Source organism: Chitinophaga qingshengii (assembly GCF_014529935.1).
GTDB classification, from domain to species: domain Bacteria; phylum Bacteroidota; class Bacteroidia; order Chitinophagales; family Chitinophagaceae; genus Chitinophaga; species Chitinophaga qingshengii.
This window is the reverse complement of the sequence record NZ_JACVFC010000001.1, coordinates 1,935,851-1,954,838: the sequence shown is the minus strand read 5'-3', so window position 1 is coordinate 1,954,838 and position 18,988 is coordinate 1,935,851. Positions and strand designations below refer to the sequence as shown.

Genomic DNA, 18,988 nt, shown 5'->3' with positions numbered 1-18,988 from the left:
GCAAAGGCGCGAAGATTTTTGAGTGTTTGTTAAATAACTATTAATCGTAAGACAGCGGGCTGATGTAGAAATAGCTGGTGTATTGGAAGGGGTTATTGTTTTTGGCCAGTGTGCCCGAAACGGTTACCCTTATCTTTTTTTTCATCTTACGGGCGGGCGCCAGCATCAGTTCTTCCTGGTTGACGGCGGCTACCACGCGGATTTGTGACAGTCGTTTTTCGTATTTGACTACGGACATTTTAACGGCATTTTCCACCTGTTCCTTTACCTCGTTGTTGGAGGCTTTGATATCAAAATCACTGTCCCACCACTGACAGCCATACTGGGGGTCGTCTTTATTTTCCCCCAGTACGGTAGTGATCAGCAGGTGAATATGTTGTGCTACGGATTCTTCCAGGGTAACAGCCGGCACGTCTTTTTTTTGCAGCAGCTGGGAGAAGTCCATCGGTAGCTTATAATATTTTCCTTTCATGGGAATCGTTTAAAAAATGCCCAATACTTTTTTGCGGTCGTACATGATCCTGATTTCTTTCACACATCCGTTGGCGTCTTTGATCAGGTTTACCTTTTCTATTTTGAATTTCTTTTTACCGTATATGCGTGAGCAGAAGTGCGCAAAATTGTCTGTCTCCTTATCGTTGAGCAGTACGCGTGCCGACAGGTTGTCACACAGGTATTTGGAGAAGTCGCCTGCGCTTTTCTGTTTGGTGGTCACCTGGGACAGCATGAACAGGAATTCATCATCGGCTACAGCCGGGGCTGTGGGGCCTTTCGGTTTTTCCGGTTCAACAGGTGGCGGTGGTGGCGGCGGCTGGAATCCGGGATCAGGCACGGGATCGCTGACGATGGGCCTGGCCGGGAATACCGTGATCCGTTTCAGCACCATATGGGCTGTATCGCCATTCACGATGAGGGACAGGGTGCGTTCTCCCGGGGAGGAGAAGGTGTAGGTTACCGCTGATTGCGAGTGTGCTTCAGCGTTATCCTGCAGGAGGCGCCAGGTCCAGCTGTGGGCGCCCGGTGTTTTGTTGGTGAAGGTTACCGCTCTGCCGGCAAATACTTCACTGGGGCCATCGATGATGGGGAATACGTCCGGGTGAGATGCTACTGGTCCTGCCGGTGCAGCGATGATAATGATCTCCTTGTTCCAGGCGCATTTACCGGAAACGAGGGTTACCATGTAACTACCCGGTTTGTTGAAAGCGTGGTATACCTGGGCGCCGGTTTGGCGGGCAGAGGAGTCGCCGAACTCCCAGGAGAAATTCTTTCTGTCTTTATCTTTATTATCGGCATTGAAGGTAATGACTTCACCTACCGTGTAGGCTTTGCCGGAAGTATGTTGTTTGTTACTAAGTACAATGTCGGTAGTGGTGCAGTCTTCGCGTGTATCCAGCTGAAATGCAAGCAGTACGGCGCTGATGAGGAATAATCCAAAGAAAGTCCACAGTACCATGGGGTCAACATGACTGGCAATTTTACCAAAGGGTCTGAATGAGTTTACCTTGTGTTCATTTTCGGGTTTGCGGGGGGCCATCGGTTTTTCAGGTTTTTACAATTTTACTGTTTTTTTGGATAATTTGCCTATGTTGGCAAAAGCGTTTTTTCTTTTTTCAAAATTTGAGCCACATATAAATGCAATATATTATTTTTGGGGCAGATAGTTAGCCCGGATAACCATAGAACAGTTGAGATTAGATAGTTATGCTAACGACGGCGACCCGAAAAACCTAAAATAAAGAACCTCATGGTAAACAACGCCCAGAAGGCTGCGGTACTGGAAGATGTTATAACACACGTTGCGGACTTCCCTTACGATGTAAGGGCGGAAGTGGTAGTGGGCGAGCTGCTGGACAATCATGTACGCAGAGAAGAGGTAGTAGTGCAGTTGCAGAATGTGTTTACCCGTTCATTTAATAAAGATATTCTTCATGTAAAATTGGATGACAGTCAGCCTTATCAACCTTATGTAGTGTTGGCGTTGTCACGGGATGGCATATATGACCGGTTGCCGGAGGGACTTTTTCACGAATTCTCCGAGCAGCGCAAGGTACGTGGTACTGCGGATATGGTGGCCCGTTATAAGCGACAGCAGCAGGAGGAGTTACAGGCACGGCGTTTTTTCCAGCCATTGGAGAATGAATTTTTCCTGCAACGGGTATTCCTGGAGCAGCGGGAGAAACATCTGTTGTTTGATGTGTTTGGTAAGGATGCGGACCAGTTGTTCAGCCAATTCTGGGATTTGCCTGAGGGCTTACCCGGAGCGGCTTCTAACAGATTGGTAAAGCTCCTGCCTTATATGCACCGCATTTCGGGCAACTACCGGATGATCCGGCTTTGCCTGCAGCTGGTATTGGAGCAGGAAGTGGAGATCAGCGTGGACCATACGCCGCAGGCTGTACGAACGGCTACCGGTGTGCCGCTGGGGGAGTGGCGGCTGGGGGTAGACAGCATGATGGGGGAAGTGTTTTATACAGACATGCCCCGGGCAACGGTGACCATTGGTCCGCTGCAACGGCAACGGGTATATGACTACCTGCCCTGGCAATCGTACGGAAGGCTGCTGGAAACCTGCTATGGATATCTGTTTCCGGCGGATATAGATGTGGAGACAGTGCTGCTGCCGGATCCGGCTGATAAGAAGAAAACCTTGTCCGATCAGCAGGTACAGGAGGGGCTTATGGGATATAATTTTTTCCTGTAGGTGCTTTTTTTGTGCTGATGTGGAATTATTTTTGTTAACATTGTTGACGCGCTAAAAAACGCTGTTATGTTAAAAACCCAAAAAAAGAAAAACCTGACATACCGGAAGAGCTATGAGATACACCGCTAAATTCTATTTGATGTTGGCCGGCGTGATGGCCATAGGATCTATCATAGTGGCTTTACTTAGCAGATACATTAAAAATTTCAGTCTTTTTAAAAAGAAGGCACTGTTGTATTTAGCATGTATGACGCTGATTTTTGCCGTGATCAGTTCCATCCCTTTCCTATTTACCCACAAGAACCTGATGGACCAGTATCTTTTTTATGAAGTATGGTTTCTGGGGCTGGGTATATTACACTGTCACTTTATGTACACCCGTTTTTGGGCCAATGAAACTACGCTGGGATCTGAGCTGGCCTTTATTGTAGCGATCTGGTTATTTGGTGGTGTCGCATTTGTACTCGTAAACCGTTTTCTCGACAAGGATGCCTTCCTTTATTATCCGATGCTGACCAGTATGTTCTCTTTTGTGTTACCCACCTTTGTCTACAAAACTTTTGAACGGATGATGGCCATCCCGGTGAAAGTGCATAAGTGGTGGCAATACCCGATGTATAAAGACGTACCGGAAGTGAACGAGGACGAAATGCGCGATCTGATCGTTATAGGCCTCGAAATGGAAAAGGGCAGGGGTGATAGCAGCCGGACCTATTTCAGGGCCCGTACGCCTATTAAAATGGACCTGGGCGACCTGTTCTATCACTTCATCAATGACTATAATGACCGATACCCGCATACACCGATTGATTTTGTGGATGATAACGGGCAAGCCTATGGCTGGGTGTTTCATCTGAAGCCCCGGTGGTTTGGCTCCGCTAAAACACTGGACCCTGCCAAGGCCGTGTTCATGAACGGGATCAAAGAGAACAGCGTGATCATTTGCAACAGAATTGTGTTATCCTAAACGAATTACTATGGCAGAGCCATTAAAACATTTTCCCGTGAACTGGGTGGACGGGATGAAGATAAAGAAGCAGCATTTTATTGACACGGAAAATGCGTTGCTGGACCAGATCCGGGATGCTCTTGCCTGTGGTGTGAATGCGCTTAATTATGGTTTGTTACCCCCTAAAGCAGAACAGAAAGAATCTTTGCGCTGCTGGTTTGTGACAGACAATCAGCATCAATGGCGCATTAAACTTACCGAGTGCAGGGCCGTAACGCCTGGGGGCGCCCGTATTGAAATACCGGAGCATACCGTACATTCGCTGCGTTATGCCACTACTTTCCCGGAAACGACCTATCACTGGGAACCGGAGCACACAGAGAATACCTATTACGTACTGATACAGGTGAATCCATTTAACCGGCAACCCAGCGGGGAGCCTTTGCTGGAAGAAGATCCGCCGCGCCTGCCGTATGCCACGCCGGAATATAGTTTGTATGTATTGCCTGCGTCGCAGTTGCCACAAGGGCAGCTGGGCAGTTACCAGGCGGTGCTGGCTAAAATAACGGTAACGGATGGCCGCCCGCAAATGGACGATGATTATATACCGCCCTGCAGTATTGTTACTGCGCATCCGGCCCTGGTGGACCTGTATCACGAACTGGACCAGTTCCTCGGACAGATGGAATTGTATGGTGTGCACATTGTACAGAAGATCTATGGCCGTAACCAGAACAATGACCTGGCGCTGGTAGTATTGTATATCACGGAGAAAATGGTGCAGTTCCTGGGTACGCGTATCACACAGTTCCGTTGGCTGGGACTGAACCAGTCGCCCGCGCAGATGCTGGAAATCATCGCCGGACTGGCACGTACCATGAAAAACGCTATCGATCAGCGTGCCGGCGCCGGTAAGGAAGAATTGCTCAATTACTTATCGGAGTGGTGTGAACTGCGTCAGGGTGAACTGGAGAACCTGATGGTGAATTGCGCCAATATCCGTTATAAACATCTGGATGTGCGGGAGTGCCTGCAACCGATGATTCCGTTTGTGCGTGCGGTGAATAAACTCTTTGAAAGCCTCAGCAGACTGGATTACATCGGCCGCAAACAGGACAGCAATATTTTTGTGAAAGAAGAATCTGCCGAAGATTCAGAATACCTGCGTAAACATAAAACCAAGCGCTGGTTCTTTACAGATTGATGAATATAATTGCCGGCTTTTGGCAGGTGGCTTTTGGCGTTTTTTTTCCATGACCGGGTAGTGATGGTTTTCGCCGGAAGCTGTGTCCGGAGCCGGGGCTGGCAATTTCAACATATTGAATTTATTTAAAACAATTAACAGCTAAAGCTCAGATTCGTATGCAAGTATTAAACAAGCAGGAGAGAACGGCTTCCTTCCTATGGTTCCTATTATTTTTTGTGACTACCGTCGCACTGTTTGTGGTGGCTATCTTTTTAAATTATCAAGTGCCCTCCAGGGAAAATGCCGCACTGCGCAAGGAGTTGACGGCTTTCCGGGAAGAGCAGGCGTTTCAGGCAGAGTTCCTGCAGAAACTGGATAAGGTAAAACATAACCTCGACTCTATTAATCTCCCTAATCAGAATGCAAACTATATGGACCAGGTAATCGCCGGTTCCCTGGCGGAAATGCGGAACTCCATCCCCAAAGATGTAGTAACGCATTATGGTCTTTATGACAACGTCGTGCAGGCCTGCCTGTCACTACAGCAAACCAAGCAACAGCTGCGTGAATTACAGAACGCACAACAAAATATTGCCGGGCTGAAAGAGCAGGTCATGGACCTCACCGGGAAGCTGGAGAGCAAAAGCCGGGATCTTGATAACTGCCGCCAGATGCTGTTAATTAACAGCAGGGCACATTAACGAAAGCGGATATACTGTTTCATCATCATAAAAAATTTTTGTTAACAGCTGAAAAAAATAGTTAGGACAGTTGACGGAAAGGAAAAATTGATTTATATTTGAAGCTCATACTTTTTCCTTTTTAATAGGTATTTTTCTTTATTGTAACCTTAAAAATTTAACCCAACATGTCCTTCAAAGCAGTCTTTACAGTAAATGGAGAGAACTACAATGTTCAACATGTCTCCTACGATCTCAGCCAGGAAACAGATGCAACAGGACGCCCTTCAGCGATTACTCGCGGCGGCCGCATCAGAATGACCGTAGAGTCAACTGGTAAAACAGAACTCTTTGAGTGGATGGTAAACAATTTCGAAAGAAAAGACGGTACCATCACTTTCTACAAAAGAGACACTGATTCCAAATTAAAAACATTGGAATTCAAAGAAGGTTACCTGGTTAAGTTTGAAGAGTCTTTTGACTACGAAAACAAAAACCCAATGGTAATCTCCTTTAGCATTTCTGCCCGTGAAATTAGCATGGGTAACGCAAAACATGTTAATGAATGGGTTTGATAAACTCCAGACATCATTGAATTAACAGAAGGGGGCTTCCGGCAGGAAGCCCTTTTTTGTTTTAGGGGCGGGTGTTGTGGGTGTTACGAATCACGCGAATTGCGCGAAACCCACGGTTGAAGCCGTGGGCTAAGATGTTATTCAGGTTCCTATGGAGGAAGAATTCCATCATATATGTATATGATTAAAGGCAAAAAAAAAGAATCAGGCAATTGCGTATATTTCGCCATGACTTATACATTACTAACGGAAAAGGATATACTGGATTTATTACATCAGTTTGAAGCAGGAACGCTGCCCAAAGCGGCATGGACCCATGAGGCTCACCTGGTAATGGCGATAGCCTACAACCTGCGTTATGGAAGGGATGCAGCGTTGGAACAAGCCAGGAAAAACATTACCCGTTTTAATGAAGCCGTGGGAGGTACCAATACAGATCATAGTGGGTACCATGAAACCATTACCCGCTGCTGGATTTGGGTGGCTGAAAAATTTCTGCAACAACAGGAAGATAAGTCATTGACAACAGCTTGTAATGCGTTTATCCGTTCACGGTATAGTGACAGGAAATGGCTGTTGCATTATTATAGTGCTGCTGTGTTGTTTTCTGTAGAGGCACGGAAATCCTGGGTGGAACCGGATATTGCGCCGATTGAAATATAGAAATCGTCACGGACGGTAAAAACATGCAAGGCCAATTTGGGGGCGAGGCTTGCCCATGTGTGTATTGCGCTACCCAGCAAGCAGTACCATGCCAATACAGGCGAGATAGTTATAACTGACGGATAAACAATCGTTTATGCGTATGGTTGAGTGCCTGGTATAACGATTGCAAAATATCGGTTAACCAAAACTGATATTATGAAGTCATTCCTGAAAATTATGGGCGTATTGCTGGTGGCCATTTTGCTGTTTAACTCCTGTAGCAAAAATACTGATCCTGCTGATGTGGATATTTTTGCCGGTACCTTTAAAGGAAAGATCACTTATCATGATGGAGATAAAAATGTTGATCAGGCCAATGGAAGTGTTTTTGTTACCAAGGTAGGTACCCGTTATGATTTCAGGTTCTCTGATGGTATTCCCGATCTTACCGGCGTTGAATTTGAAAAGAAAGATGATAATACGATGGTCAATATTGGTTCCTCCGGAACGGGTATGATTACGATCAACAAAGACAAGCTGGTAATTGGCTTTACGAGAAATAACCAGGTATGGGGAGCAGATTGTACGAGATAGGTTTTCAGCATAATAGTAGTAATGAAAAAGCAGCCGGTAATATTGACCGGCTGCTTTTTTCGTTAAGTGTCGGCTGATGCTAGCCTTTTGCCAGTGCGGCGATATCTTTTACTTCAATCGTATGGTTGGGATAACCTTTCAGTGTGATGTTGATCATGGCCTTTCCTACTGCTTCCAGCGTAAGCACATAATTGGGTGCAATAGCCTTGAGTAAAGGATACAGGAAAGCGAGTGCTTTGTAGAGTGTTTTTAGTTTTTTGGCTCCCGGCGTAGCTTTCATGAAAGCGGGCCTGAAATTATATACGGCTTTAAAAGGCAGTTTTGTCAGGTCGTTTTCCGTTTTCCCTTTTACCCGTGCCCACATTTGTCTGCCTTTTTCAGAGCTGTCGGTACCGGCGCCGGAGACATAACAGAATGTCATGCCGGGGTTCACTGCTGCCAAACTGCCGGCGAAGTTCATTGTCAGCGTATAGGTGACAGCGCGATAGGCATCTTCCTTCATCCCTACGGACGAAACACCCAAACAAAAATAACAGGCATCATAGCCCCTCAATTGATCGATGATAGGGGTAATGTCATTAAAGTTGTGATGAATGATTTCTGATACCTTAGAATGCGAAAAACCGGATGGTTTTCTGTTGATCAGCAGGATTTTTTCTACGGCAGGATTAACCATGCATTCCTGCATGACGCCTTCGCCCACCATACCGGTGGCGCCTGTGATGATTACTTTCAGTTTCATAGTGCTATTTTATTTGCTCCCACCATTTCTCCCATTTTTTATTCAGATGATCCAGATTGACTTTTTCCCCGATTTTAGGGGTGATAGCCGGCAGGTGCGCCGCTTCCGCCAACATGGTCACCTGTTTCAACGGTTCATACCACGGATGCTGTGCCAGTTTGAACTTGGAATTATGTACGGGCATAAAATGAGCGGCTTTCAGTTCCCGCACCTCCTGGATGATCTCATCCGGCAGGGAATGGATATAGGGCCATCGCTCGTTGTATTGCCCGCATTCCAGCAGCGCCAGGTCAAAAGGACCGAAACGTTCTCCGATCTCTTTAAAGTGAGGTCCGTAACCACTATCGCCGCCGAGGAACAGTTTTTTGGTGGGCGTTTGTAATACATAGGATGTCCAGAGGGAGATGTTCCTGCTGAAAAGCCGGCCGGAAAAATGCCGGGCCGGTGTGAGGGTAAGATGAAAACTTTCCAGTGGCGTGAAACTGTCGTACCAGTTTTTTTCAATCAGCTTACTTTTATCCCAGCCCCAGTATTCAAAATGTTGCGCTACGCCTAATCCGCAAACCACTTTGCTGACTTTTTGTTGCAACTGTTGTATGGTGGTATAGTCGAGGTGGTCCCAGTGATCATGCGAAATCAGCAGCAGATCGATGTCCGGCAGGTCGTCCGCCTGGTAGTGGTTGGAGCCGGGAAAGGCTTTTACCGAACCTTTTACAGGGGATGCATTACCACTGAAAACGGGATCGATGAGGAGTTTACGTCCATCAATCTGGAGGAAGTAGGAGCTATGACCGAACCAGACCAGCACGTTTTCATCCGGTTTTAGCTGTTTCAGGTCCGTATTCACAAAAGGAATAGGGGATTTAGGTTCGGTGTCGGTATGTTTACCAAAGAAATGCCAGAGTACTTTGAGCATACTTTGTCCTTCTACCAGCGCCGGCGTAACGATCTGGTTCTGGAATTGTCCGTTTTTATAGTTGGAGAGTGTGTTGAAATACGCTTTCCGGGATGGGTCAGGTGCTTTTCCGAATAATTTCTTCATTAGTCCAGTTTTAGTTTTTCTTCTTCCAGATCTATCCGATGAAGGAATTTTCTGATGATTTCCTCATCGATACGTTCATTGTTGTTATTCTTATCCAACAGGTGTTGGCGTTGATGGTTCAATATATTTTGATAAGCGGTTTTTATCTGTTCCGGTACAGCAACTGTTTCATCCGACTGTAGCTGGTTTTGCCATTGACTGGCCAGCTTTTGCAGGTGAAAGCTGTGTTCCAGTTCTTCCGCATGATATTGCTGTATATAATCCAGCGATGCAGTAGCCAGTTCTTCCCGGATAAGTATTTCTGTTTCTTCTTCCGGCAGGTGATCGTTAAAGTCCGGCAGTTTAACCCTTCTGATGAGGGCAGGAAGGGTGAGGCCCTGTAGTACCAGCGTGACGAGGATAACAATAAACGTGATGTACAGGATCAGGTTCCGCTGGGGAAAGAGAACTCCGTTGTCAAAGGCGACGGGGATAGACAGGGCGGCTGCCAGGGATACCACACCCCGCATGCCGGTCCAGCCCATGATGAGTGGCGCCCGGGTACCGGGGTTTTTATCCGCCACGGTAATAAAATGGCTGGCTATTTTAGTGAAGATCAGCGCGCCGTAGCCTGCCAGCATTCTGCCTGCAATGAGCGTGGCCGTGATGATGAGGCCATAGCCGGTAGCCTGGTAAAAACTGATGCCTTCTTTTTTGAGGCCGGCAGTGATTTCCGGGAGGTCCAGGCCAATGAGAATAAACACCAGGCCATTCAACAGAAATACGATGCTCTGCCAGACATTTTCACCCCGAAGGCGGGAAGAGCCGCTTAAAAAGCGGTGCCGGTGATAGGAGAGGAAAAGGCCGCCGCTCACCACTGCCAGTACACCCGAGGCATGGGCCGCTTCTGCGCCAATATACATGGCATAGGGTGTTACCAGCGTGAGGATAATATCCATATTCACATCTGTGGGGAGCCATTTATGGGCTTTGATAAAGACCAGTCCTATCAGCAGCCCGATAGCTACGCCTCCGGCGATCATCCACACAAAACTCAATGCTGCCTGGTACCAGATAAATTGTCCGGTGGCAACAGCCACCATGGCAAAGCGCATAATGATCAGGGAAGAGGCGTCGTTGAGCAGGCTTTCCCCTTCCAGGATAGACGACAGCCTCTTAGGCACCTTCACGAACTTCAGGATGGCACTGGCGCTTACCGCATCGGGCGGAGAAACGATGCCTCCCAGCAAAAAGCCCAGCGCCAGCGAAAAGCCGGGGATGAAGGAATTGGCTACCAGCGCTACGGAAATAGCGGTCAGGAAAACAACGACAAAGGCAAAGCTGCCGATAATCCTTCTCCAATGCCATAGCTCTTTCCAGGAGTTGGCCCAGGCGGCTTCGTACAGCAGAGGTGGCAGGAAGATAATGAAAATCAGTTCAGGGTCTATCTTCAGTACCGGGATACCGGGAATAAAGCTGACGGCCAGTCCGGCCAGTACCAGCAGCACCGGATAAGCTACCCGGATCTTGTTTCCCAGCATGATTAACAACACAATCAGGACGATGATCGCCAGATAAAAAGGAAAGTGCTCGAGCATACCTGCGTATATAGTTAAACGTTGAAAGTACAATCTTACGCCAGGGGGGCGTTACCTGCATTAAATGTAATACTTTTCATGCATTCTGTTTTTACCTGATAGAAAGATGGTTATCTGCCTGGTTGCATTAACAAGGGCCGGCTACCTGCCGGCCCTTTGATTTTTTACTGGTCTGTTTACAACAAACAGGTCCCAGCTCTTCATTCCTAACGGAGAGAGCAACCTTTATAAGTTATATGTAACGGACGGCATACCGTATATGTATGACAGCTACCCCGTCCTGCCTGGCTGTTGTTATTAGTTATACAGGTATCTCAATGCGATAATATCATTAGCATTGAAAGGACGGTTTGCGCCGTTCGGGATACAAGCCAGCATCCAGCTGTTTGGATCGGCGCCGGTAGGCGTACCAGGAATCCATACAGCGCCTACGCCGGCAGAACCTTCGTTAACAGGTGTGCCGCCGCAGCTGTAGGAACGGTTGAAATAATCGGTGTGTCTGAACCCAATAGTATGACCAATTTCATGGGCAATTACAGTAGCCAGGTAGTTCTGGTTAGGGTTGCTGCCGAGGGCGTTGGCATCAGAGTTCAGATAAATAGGGCTGGGAGGATTGCCGGTAGTGCAATTAGGGAATCCGGCAGATTGCCCGAGTACGCCGGCGCCCAGGCTGGCATATTGGATGGTGATTTGACCACCGGAGGCAATACGTTGAAATTTAAGCCGCAAACCCAGCGCATTGTAGCGGTTAATAGCAATATCAGTGGCTGTTGCATAACCAGCAGGCAGGCCGGTAACGGTAACCGTGATGGTTCGTGGCAGGCCCTGAATCAGGCAATTGGTCCGGTATTGCTCATCATTGGCAATACGTAAAACAGGGGAATTAGGTTTGTAATTCAGGGATTCATGTGTCAGAAAGATATCACCTTCTACCACATAACCACCTTTCACCACCCGGGCATTTTCTGTGCTATACCCCAGGCTGGAGATCTGTTGCTTTACATCATCGGAAAGCGTTTGTTTTTCCTGGTTAACGAGTTGCTGGTCATTATCTCTTTTACAGGAGTACACTACTCCGGAGAGAATAGCCACCACAAGGGCAAGGCCTATGGCCTGTTTAACAGTCATTTTCATTTGTCAGATTTTTGAGGGTTTGGGTTTACATAACAGTCTGAAGCAGGCGGACAGATTTTGGTTGCTATCATTACATTGGGCTATCGATTTGTTTGCTACAGATACTATATAAGGGCTCTCGTTAAACTGAAGTTAAAAACTGTTACTGCATTCTTGTTGCAACAACAAAAAACAATAGCCGGCACGAGGCCGGCTATTGCCGTTTTGAACCGCTCATGCCTAGTTCCAGCCGCCGCCAAGGGCCTGGTAAATATTTACCATGGCATTTAACTGCTGTTTCTTTGTTTCGATCAGTTCAAATTTGGATTCCAGCGCATCACGCTGTGTCATCAACACCTCCATATAATCGGCCCGTGCTGATTTGAACAGGTCGTTGGAAATGGTGATAGACTGCGTGAGCGCTACTACCTGTTTGGATTTCAGATCATAGCTTTTTTCGAGATTGTTGATTTTTGCCAGCTGATTGGCTACTTCCACATAGGCGTTTAAGATAGTCCGTTCGTAGTTGTAAACGGTTTGTATCTGTTTGGCGTTAGCGCTGTAATAAGTGGCTTTGATCGCATTCCTGTTCACCAGCGGCGCTGCCAGTTCACCTGCCACGGAATACAGCAGGGAGGCCGGTGTACGCAACAGGTAACCCGGATTAAATGCCTGGTAGCCGATACCGGCAGAGATACCCAGGGAAGGATAGAACTGAGCCCTCGCCACTTTTATGTCCAGCTGTGCCGCTGCCATAGCCAGTTCCGCCTGCCTGATATCCGGCCTGTTGGCCAACAGCTGAGATGGGATGCCGGCATGAATAGATGCCGGTACCAGTTCATCGAACCGCTGACCGTTGCGGGTAATCGGTTGCGGATAACGTGCCAGCAGGAAGTTGATCCGGTTCTCCGTTTCTGTGATCTGCTGTTGGATATCGTATTGCAGGCTTTGTGTTTTTAACACTTCTGCCTCAAATTTACGTACAGCCAGCTCCGTTACCCGGGTGGCTTCTTTTTCCAGTTTCACGATCTCCAGCGCGTTTTGCTGGATCTCCATGTTCTGTTTTACGATGTCCAGCTGGTTATCCAGCGCCAGCAGCTCGTAATAGGAGTTGGCTACTTCGGCCACCAGGTTGGTGATTACGAAGTTCCGTCCTTCTACAGTGGAGAGATAACGGGCCACCGCTGCTTTTTTAGCATTGTGCAGCTTATGCCAGATGTCTATTTCCCAATTGGCGTATACCCCTAACAGGTAGTCCGGCAGCGGGTCCGGCATTTCCTTGCCGGGTTTGATTTCCGTGTTTTCTTCCATGGCGCCGATATTGGTATAACGGCTTACCTTATCAATCCCGGCGCCGGCTTTCACACCTACAAACGGCAGGTATTCGCCTTTTCTGGCCCTCACTTCATTGCGGGCAATCTCAATTTCCTGCAGGGTGATATTCAGTTCCTGGTTGTTTTTCAGGGCCGTATCAATCAGCGCTACCAGGTTAGGGTCCGTGAAATACTGCTTCCACTGTACCTGTGCGGTGTTGGTGGTATCCTGCGACTGATTGAAGCGCTCCGGCACCTGTTGGCCGGCGGTCTTTCCCGTCAGCTCCGGCACCTTACAGGCGGCGTAGCTGAGGGAAAGACAGATGAATCCTATATATCGGTATTTTGTTCTTAACATGATGATCAGTTTCTTGCGTTAAAGCTGTCGGCTTCTTCTATAATGAGTATCTTTCTTTCGGTGAGCGGTTTTTCGTCTTCGTCTTTTATCAGTTTGCGTTTGGCTGCTATGCTACCGAATATGAAGTACAGCCCCGGAATGAGGATGACACCGAAAATGGTCCCTATCAGCATACCGCCCAGTGAGGAGGCGCCTATGGTGCGGTTACCGATGGCGCCCGGACCGGTAGCAAAAATCAACGGTACCAATCCCGCAATAAAAGCGAGGGAGGTCATCAGAATGGGACGGAAACGTGTCTTGGCTCCTTCTATCGCGGCATCATATACGGAAACGCCTGCACGATGTTTCTGCGCGGCAAATTCCACGATCAGCACCGCGTTTTTGCCCAGCAGGCCTACCAGCATGATCAGCCCTACCTGGGCATAGATATCATTAGAGAGACCCATACATTTCAGTAACACGAAAGAACCGAAAACACCGGCCGGCAGCGAGAGTACTACCGCCAGCGGCAGTACGAAACTTTCATATTGCGCTGCCAGGATGAGGTATACGAAGAACAGTACAATCATGAAGATGTACAACGCTTCGTTACCCCGGCCGGCTTCGTCTTTGGAAAGGCCTTCCCAGTCGATGCCGTAGCCGTGCGGCAGTGTTTTAGCCGCTACTTCTTCGATGATTTTAATAGCCTCGCCGCTGCTGTATCCCGCTGCCGGTTCCCCACGGATAGCGGAGGAGTTATACATATTGTACCGGGTGATCTCATTCAGTCCATGTGTTTTCTGTATATGCATGAATGCGGAGTAGGGCACCATTTCATCGCGGTTGTTCTTTACGTAGAGGTTCATCAGGTCGTCTGGTAAGCGCCGGTATTCCGGGGCGGCCTGTACATATACCTTCAGGAAGTTACCGAAGCGAATGAAGCCCAGTTCATAGGTACTGCCTATCAGTATGGAGAGGTTGTCCATGGCTTTACCGATGGAAACACCTTTCTGCATGGCTGCCTGGTTGTCTATCTGCAATTCATATTGCGGATAGTTGGCGCTGTAGAAGGTGAACAGGCCGGTGAGTTCCTTACGTTTTCTCAATGCAGCCATAAACTCATCGTTTACTTTTTCCATTTCCTTGTAGTCGTCGCTATTGGTTTTATCCAGCAAACGCAGGGCAAAACCGCCGGCAGCGCCATAGCCTGGTACCGCAGGCGGACCGAAAAATTCGATGGTAGCACCGGGGATATCGCGGCATTTTTCTTCCAGTTCAGCGATGATCTGGTTCACGGAGTGTTTACGTTCAGACCAGCCCTTGAGGTTGATCAGGCAGGTGCCGGCATTGGAACCGCGGCCTTCCGTAAGGACTTCATAACCGGCCAGTGCAGACACAGACTCGATACCCTCCACGTGTTCAGCGATTTGTTGTACTCTTTTAGCAAGATCGTTGGTACGTTCCAGTGTGGAGCCGGGCGGTGTTTGGATAATGGCGTAGATCATGCCCTGGTCTTCACTGGGGATAAAGCCGGAGGGCAGTGCCTGGCTGATACCGAAGATACCTGCGCCGAAGCCCAGCAGGATAGCAAAGGTGATCACACGGCGGTTAACGATTTTTTCCATTAACCGTGTATACCTGCCCGTGAGTTTTTCAAAGCCCCGGTTAAAGGCATCGAGGAAACGTTGGATGGGCGTTTTTTTCCTCGGCTGGCCGTGGTTGTTTTTCAGCAGGATAGCGCAGAGTACAGGCGTGAGCGTTAACGCCACTACGCCGGACAGTACGATGGAAGTAGCCATGGTGATGGCAAACTGCCGGTAGAAGATACCAACCGGGCCGGGCATAAACGATACCGGTATAAACACCGCCGCCATCACAAAAGTAATGGCTACGATAGCGCCGCTGATCTCATGCAATACCTTTTTAGTGGCAGCATAGGGGGCCAGGTGTTCTTCTTCCATTTTAGCATGTACCGCTTCAATCACCACAATGGCGTTGTCTACCACGATACCGATAGCCAGTACCAGGGCGAACAGGGTGATGAGGTTGATGGTAAGACCGAAGACCTGCATAAAAAAGAACGCGCCTACCAGGGATACCGGCACCGCCAGGGTGGGGATCAGTGTAGAGCGCCAGTCGCCCAGGAAGAGGAATACCACAATGGCTACCAGCACAAAAGCTTCTCCCAGTGTATGGAGTACCTTTTCAATAGAAGCATCTAGGAAGGTGGATACGTCGTAACTGATTTGATAATCCATACCCGGCGGGAAATCCGCTTTCATCTCTTCCAGTTTGGCTTTTACTTCCTTGATGACATCACTGGCGTTACTGCCGTAGGTTTGTTTCAGTACAATGGCCGCGGAGGGGTGTCCGTTGAGATTGGAGTAGATATCATAGAATTCGCTGCCCAGTTCCACGTCGGCGATGTCTTTCAGGTGCAGCAGTTCACCGTTCGCATTGGCGCGGATGATGACATCTTTATATTGTTCGGGTTGATTATATCTTCCCTGGTAGGTCAGCACATATTCCAGTGCTTCCGAGCGTTTGCCGTCGCTTCGGCCCAGGCGGCCGGGGGAGCCGATGATGCTCTGGCTGCCCAGGGCTTCCATCACCTCGTCGGTAGACACGTTGTAGGCCCGCATCCGGTCGGGTTTCAGCCAGATACGCATGGCGTACTGGCGGCTACCGAGGATCTGGGCGTTACCGATACCTTTTACCCTGCTGAGTTCCCGGAGGATGTTTACATTGGAGTAGTTGTACAGGAAGTTCTCGTCAGCTTTGGGATCTTTACTGTACACGTTCACATACATCAGCATGTTGGGCTGAAGGATGTTCACCACGATACCTTCGCGTTGTACCAGTTCAGGGAGACGGTTGGTTACCTGTTCGATACGGTTTTTTACGTTTACTACGGCCTGATTGGGATCGGTGCCAAGGTCGAACACGACTTGTATATTAGCTTCGCCGGCGCTGGTGGCGTCGGAAGTCATATACTTCATACCTGGTACACCGTTGACCGACTTTTCCAGGGGGATGAGTACGGATTTTACCAGTACATCGGCACTGGCCCCCGGATAGGCTACGCTCACAATTACCCTGGGCGGTGCAATGGAGGGAAACTGTGAGGTAGGGAGGGTATTGATGGCCAGCACGCCCATGAAGATAATGACAAGGGATATCACTATCGCAAAGACCGGCCGTTTCATGAATATATTGAACATGTCTTTTTGCTTTTGGTTTATGTTATTCCGTTGGCAGCTTCAGGTGGGTGATCACCTTGGCCGGTGCTTCAAAGTCGAAGGATATTTTGTCGTTGTCTTTCACCTTGCGTAAACCTTCCAGCAATATTTTATCATTTTCAGCCAGCCCGTCTTTGATCACATACAGATCCGGCATTTCGGCACCGATGGTGATGGCTTTTAAATGCACCACATTGTCATTCCCGATCACGAAAACATATTTTTTGTCCATGATTTCCATGGTTGCTTTTTGTGGGATGATCAGGGCATTTTTCAGGGGTACGTCCATGAGGATGCTACCGGTTTCTCCGTGGCGCAGCAGTTTATCCGGGTTAGGAAAATTGGCCCTGAAGGCGATGTTGCCGGTTTCGTTGTTAAACTCGCCTTCGATGGTTTCTACGGTGCCGGGGTATTTAAATACCTGTTTGTTAGCCATCAGGAGGTTTACTTTCATCGGACCTTTGCTTTTTAAGCTGGCCTGGTAGTCCAGGTATTCCGGTTCAGATACGTTGAAGTATACCCACATGTGGCTGTTGTCGGAGAGGGTGGTGAGCAGGTCTCCTTCGCCGACGAGACTGCCCAGTTTCAGGTGCAGGCGGTCAATGATGCCATCGAAAGGCGCTCTGATATCTGTAAAACCGAGGTGTACTTTGGACAGTGCCAGTTCCGCCTTTGCTTTTTGCAGTTTGGCATTGGCCAGCGCCAGTTCATTTTTGGATACTACGTTTTTATCGGCCAGGGTTTGTGTGTTTTGCAGTTCAATCTCTGCCGCTTTGGTTTCCGCTTCAGATTTAGCCAGTTCGGCTTCGTAGAGTTTGGGCATGATCTTAAACAGGAGTTGTCCTGCTTTGACGGTCTGGCCTTCATCTACGTTGATGCCTTGCAGGTAGCCTTTTTCCTGTGCGCGTAGTTCGATGTTGCGGATGGAACGTATCTGGCATACATATTCCTTGGTGATGGTCGTATCCATTTTCAATGGAGTGGTCACCAGGAATTTGGTAGCTTCTTCTTTTTCTTCTCCTTTGGATGATTTGCAGCTTGTATGGCACAACAAGGCATACAGGCCCATGAGCATGACGATTCTTTTCATATAGTTTATGATGCTTGGATTCAGGTCGGTTGGCGCATGACAATCCCGGTCGCATAGCGGGTATGCGATGTGGGTCACATGATCAACAGTATGATGTCAATAGGTAAATGGTGATATCAGGTGATGGAGGTCACCTGTAGCGGAAGAACGAATCAAATTCTGATGACACGGTAGACAATAAACTTGTCGGCCGCCGTGCCTGAAAAGTGTGGCAGGGTGGGTCTGCGTTGGCTGCAGAGGCTGGGAAGAACAGATCCAGGCTGAAGTGCATAAAAAGAGGTGATACGGCAAATGCCGGTCTCCAACAGTTTCCTGAAGGATTCCGAATTGCAGTCCTCTTCGATTTCCGTTGCTTTCAACCTGTCGGTTATACTTTCTTTACCGGAAGGAATGGCATAGATCACCCCGTTGCTGTTGGGCATAGTGGCCAACGTAACAGGTACCGGGTTTTCGATGCACTGTTGAAAAGAATGATCTAAACGGAGTTCGTCCGCGTGCGCATAGCTTCCCAATAAAAGAAAACATAATGACAGGAGATATAATAGTCTCATCATCAGACGTCAAAAATAATATCAAAACAATTAAGTAGGTATAGTTGAAAATTAAATTTGCTTTAAAATTGGGGGGAACGTGTTACATTTTTTATCAGATGCTTTGGTGTATATGGTTTTTATGTTGCAATTTTTGTTTTTATTCTTTAGATTGTTATAGGGAAAAAATGTTTTCGGGTTTAATGCTGTTGTTGCTGATGACGAGATTGAAATAGGGTGGAAGTATATTAATAATGGTCATTCCACTTAAAAATAGTAACCATATGAAAAAACTGCCATTGTTTCTGTTGTTAATCGGCCTGGGCGCCTGTAAACCCAGGAAGGCCATCGCTTTAAAAGAAGCCATCACCCAAAAGGAACGTGTAGCCTTCAACATTATAGTGGGTAATGATGGTGCGGGAGAACAAAAACTACATTGTCTGTTGAAAAAAGATTACCCGGGTGCATTGGCGGCATTGGCAAGCCTCCGATACACTGAAAGGAAAGGACCTGGATGCTTCCCGGAAGAAATCGCTTGAACTGTCGGTGAAGAAACAGGGTATGTATAAAAAAGTGTTTGAAAAAGATTCCGTGATGCAACAGGCCCTAAAAATATTTAGCACTACTCACGGCATATGAGCCAAAATTTTGTATTTTAGATACAACAATCGTTTA

The 18,988-nt window shown here is 47.9% G+C and carries 18 protein-coding genes; 8 read left to right on the top strand and 10 right to left on the bottom strand.

What is annotated here, in order from left to right; genetic code table 11:
* Nucleotides 1-40 precede the first annotated feature (40 nt).
* Together ICL07_RS07410 and ICL07_RS07405 are read right to left on the bottom strand one after the other, a co-directional pair.
* Nucleotides 41-472, bottom strand: a complete 432-nt coding sequence (locus tag ICL07_RS07410; RefSeq protein WP_188087282.1) for a GPW/gp25 family protein — start codon at nucleotides 470-472, stop codon at nucleotides 41-43.
* A gap of 9 nt (nucleotides 473-481) precedes the next feature.
* Nucleotides 482-1,534 (bottom strand): PKD domain-containing protein, encoded by a 1,053-nt coding sequence (locus tag ICL07_RS07405; protein WP_188087281.1) that lies wholly within the window; start codon nucleotides 1,532-1,534, stop codon nucleotides 482-484.
* 210 nt (nucleotides 1,535-1,744) lie between these two features.
* On the opposite strand from ICL07_RS07405, the gene ICL07_RS07400 reads away from it, so the two are divergent.
* The 7 genes from ICL07_RS07400 (at nucleotide 1,745) to ICL07_RS07370 (ending at nucleotide 7,330) form a co-directional block, all read left to right on the top strand.
* Nucleotides 1,745-2,701 carry a hypothetical protein gene (locus tag ICL07_RS07400; protein ID WP_188087280.1) on the top strand — a complete coding sequence of 319 codons (957 nt, stop codon included), beginning with the start codon at nucleotides 1,745-1,747 and terminating at the stop codon, nucleotides 2,699-2,701.
* Nucleotides 2,702-2,813: 112 nt separating this feature from the next.
* A complete protein-coding gene (locus ICL07_RS07395) occupies nucleotides 2,814-3,668 on the top strand; it encodes a TssN family type VI secretion system protein (RefSeq protein WP_188087279.1) in 855 nt (284 codons plus the stop codon).
* A 10-nt stretch (nucleotides 3,669-3,678) separates the two neighbouring features.
* On the top strand, nucleotides 3,679-4,854 hold the full coding sequence (locus ICL07_RS07390) for a hypothetical protein (RefSeq protein WP_188087278.1): 1,176 nt from the start codon (nucleotides 3,679-3,681) through the stop codon (nucleotides 4,852-4,854).
* Nucleotides 4,855-5,012: 158 nt separating this feature from the next.
* The gene (tssO, locus tag ICL07_RS07385; RefSeq protein WP_188087277.1) at nucleotides 5,013-5,537 is read left to right on the top strand and encodes a type VI secretion system TssO; all 525 of its coding nucleotides are present in this window, start codon (nucleotides 5,013-5,015) and stop codon (nucleotides 5,535-5,537) included.
* Nucleotides 5,538-5,704: 167 nt separating this feature from the next.
* Nucleotides 5,705-6,091 carry a type VI secretion system tube protein TssD gene (gene tssD, locus ICL07_RS07380; protein ID WP_188087276.1) on the top strand — a complete coding sequence of 129 codons (387 nt, stop codon included), beginning with the start codon at nucleotides 5,705-5,707 and terminating at the stop codon, nucleotides 6,089-6,091.
* 228 nt (nucleotides 6,092-6,319) lie between these two features.
* Nucleotides 6,320-6,754, top strand: coding sequence for a hypothetical protein (locus ICL07_RS07375; protein ID WP_188087275.1), 435 nt, complete (start codon nucleotides 6,320-6,322; stop codon nucleotides 6,752-6,754).
* 198 nt (nucleotides 6,755-6,952) lie between these two features.
* Nucleotides 6,953-7,330, top strand: coding sequence for a hypothetical protein (locus tag ICL07_RS07370; protein WP_188087274.1), 378 nt, complete (start codon nucleotides 6,953-6,955; stop codon nucleotides 7,328-7,330).
* A gap of 79 nt (nucleotides 7,331-7,409) precedes the next feature.
* On the opposite strand, the gene ICL07_RS07365 is transcribed toward ICL07_RS07370, so the two are convergent.
* From ICL07_RS07365 to ICL07_RS07330, 8 genes are all read right to left on the bottom strand, one after another.
* Nucleotides 7,410-8,072 (bottom strand): Rossmann-fold NAD(P)-binding domain-containing protein, encoded by a 663-nt coding sequence (locus ICL07_RS07365; protein WP_188087273.1) that lies wholly within the window; start codon nucleotides 8,070-8,072, stop codon nucleotides 7,410-7,412.
* Between the two features lie 4 nt (nucleotides 8,073-8,076).
* Nucleotides 8,077-9,114, bottom strand: coding sequence for an MBL fold metallo-hydrolase (locus tag ICL07_RS07360; protein WP_188087272.1), 1,038 nt, complete (start codon nucleotides 9,112-9,114; stop codon nucleotides 8,077-8,079).
* Entirely contained in the window at nucleotides 9,114-10,691 is a 1,578-nt protein-coding gene (locus ICL07_RS07355; protein WP_188087271.1) for a Na+/H+ antiporter, read from the bottom strand. The genes ICL07_RS07360 and ICL07_RS07355 overlap by 1 nt, the downstream gene beginning before the upstream one ends.
* Nucleotides 10,692-10,988: 297 nt before the next feature.
* Entirely contained in the window at nucleotides 10,989-11,825 is an 837-nt protein-coding gene (locus ICL07_RS07350) for a M57 family metalloprotease (RefSeq protein WP_246484987.1), read from the bottom strand.
* Nucleotides 11,826-12,044: 219 nt separating this feature from the next.
* Nucleotides 12,045-13,475 carry a TolC family protein gene (locus ICL07_RS07345; protein ID WP_188087270.1) on the bottom strand — a complete coding sequence of 477 codons (1,431 nt, stop codon included), beginning with the start codon at nucleotides 13,473-13,475 and terminating at the stop codon, nucleotides 12,045-12,047.
* A 5-nt stretch (nucleotides 13,476-13,480) separates the two neighbouring features.
* Entirely contained in the window at nucleotides 13,481-16,675 is a 3,195-nt protein-coding gene (locus tag ICL07_RS07340) for an efflux RND transporter permease subunit (RefSeq protein WP_188087269.1), read from the bottom strand.
* Between the two features lie 22 nt (nucleotides 16,676-16,697).
* Nucleotides 16,698-17,783 (bottom strand): efflux RND transporter periplasmic adaptor subunit, encoded by a 1,086-nt coding sequence (locus ICL07_RS07335; RefSeq protein ID WP_188087268.1) that lies wholly within the window; start codon nucleotides 17,781-17,783, stop codon nucleotides 16,698-16,700.
* Nucleotides 17,784-17,935: 152 nt separating this feature from the next.
* Nucleotides 17,936-18,337 carry a hypothetical protein gene (locus ICL07_RS07330; RefSeq protein WP_188087267.1) on the bottom strand — a complete coding sequence of 134 codons (402 nt, stop codon included), beginning with the start codon at nucleotides 18,335-18,337 and terminating at the stop codon, nucleotides 17,936-17,938.
* A gap of 260 nt (nucleotides 18,338-18,597) precedes the next feature.
* On the opposite strand from ICL07_RS07330, the gene ICL07_RS07325 reads away from it, so the two are divergent.
* Entirely contained in the window at nucleotides 18,598-18,852 is a 255-nt protein-coding gene (locus ICL07_RS07325; protein ID WP_188087266.1) for a hypothetical protein, read from the top strand.
* The last annotated feature ends 136 nt before the right edge of the window (nucleotides 18,853-18,988 follow it).

Bases quoted from the DNA above. Each gene is read 5' to 3' on its own strand.
- ICL07_RS07355 (WP_188087271.1), bottom strand. From the start codon at position 10,691: ATGCTCGAGCACTTTCCTTTTTATCTGGCGATCATCGTCCTGATTGTG.
- ICL07_RS07325 (WP_188087266.1), top strand. From the start codon at position 18,598: ATGAAAAAACTGCCATTGTTTCTGTTGTTAATCGGCCTGGGCGCCTGT.
- ICL07_RS07345 (WP_188087270.1), bottom strand. From the start codon at position 13,475: ATGTTAAGAACAAAATACCGATATATAGGATTCATCTGTCTTTCCCTC.
- ICL07_RS07400 (WP_188087280.1), top strand. From the start codon at position 1,745: ATGGTAAACAACGCCCAGAAGGCTGCGGTACTGGAAGATGTTATAACA.
- ICL07_RS07405 (WP_188087281.1), bottom strand. From the start codon at position 1,534: ATGGCCCCCCGCAAACCCGAAAATGAACACAAGGTAAACTCATTCAGA.
- ICL07_RS07395 (WP_188087279.1), top strand. From the start codon at position 2,814: ATGAGATACACCGCTAAATTCTATTTGATGTTGGCCGGCGTGATGGCC.
- ICL07_RS07370 (WP_188087274.1), top strand. From the start codon at position 6,953: ATGAAGTCATTCCTGAAAATTATGGGCGTATTGCTGGTGGCCATTTTG.
- ICL07_RS07365 (WP_188087273.1), bottom strand. From the start codon at position 8,072: ATGAAACTGAAAGTAATCATCACAGGCGCCACCGGTATGGTGGGCGAA.
- ICL07_RS07335 (WP_188087268.1), bottom strand. From the start codon at position 17,783: ATGAAAAGAATCGTCATGCTCATGGGCCTGTATGCCTTGTTGTGCCAT.
- ICL07_RS07375 (WP_188087275.1), top strand. From the start codon at position 6,320: ATGACTTATACATTACTAACGGAAAAGGATATACTGGATTTATTACAT.
- tssO (WP_188087277.1), top strand. From the start codon at position 5,013: ATGCAAGTATTAAACAAGCAGGAGAGAACGGCTTCCTTCCTATGGTTC.
- ICL07_RS07360 (WP_188087272.1), bottom strand. From the start codon at position 9,114: ATGAAGAAATTATTCGGAAAAGCACCTGACCCATCCCGGAAAGCGTAT.
- ICL07_RS07350 (WP_246484987.1), bottom strand. From the start codon at position 11,825: ATGAAAATGACTGTTAAACAGGCCATAGGCCTTGCCCTTGTGGTGGCT.
- tssD (WP_188087276.1), top strand. From the start codon at position 5,705: ATGTCCTTCAAAGCAGTCTTTACAGTAAATGGAGAGAACTACAATGTT.
- ICL07_RS07390 (WP_188087278.1), top strand. From the start codon at position 3,679: ATGGCAGAGCCATTAAAACATTTTCCCGTGAACTGGGTGGACGGGATG.
- ICL07_RS07410 (WP_188087282.1), bottom strand. From the start codon at position 472: ATGAAAGGAAAATATTATAAGCTACCGATGGACTTCTCCCAGCTGCTG.
- ICL07_RS07340 (WP_188087269.1), bottom strand. From the start codon at position 16,675: ATGTTCAATATATTCATGAAACGGCCGGTCTTTGCGATAGTGATATCC.
- ICL07_RS07330 (WP_188087267.1), bottom strand. From the start codon at position 18,337: ATGATGAGACTATTATATCTCCTGTCATTATGTTTTCTTTTATTGGGA.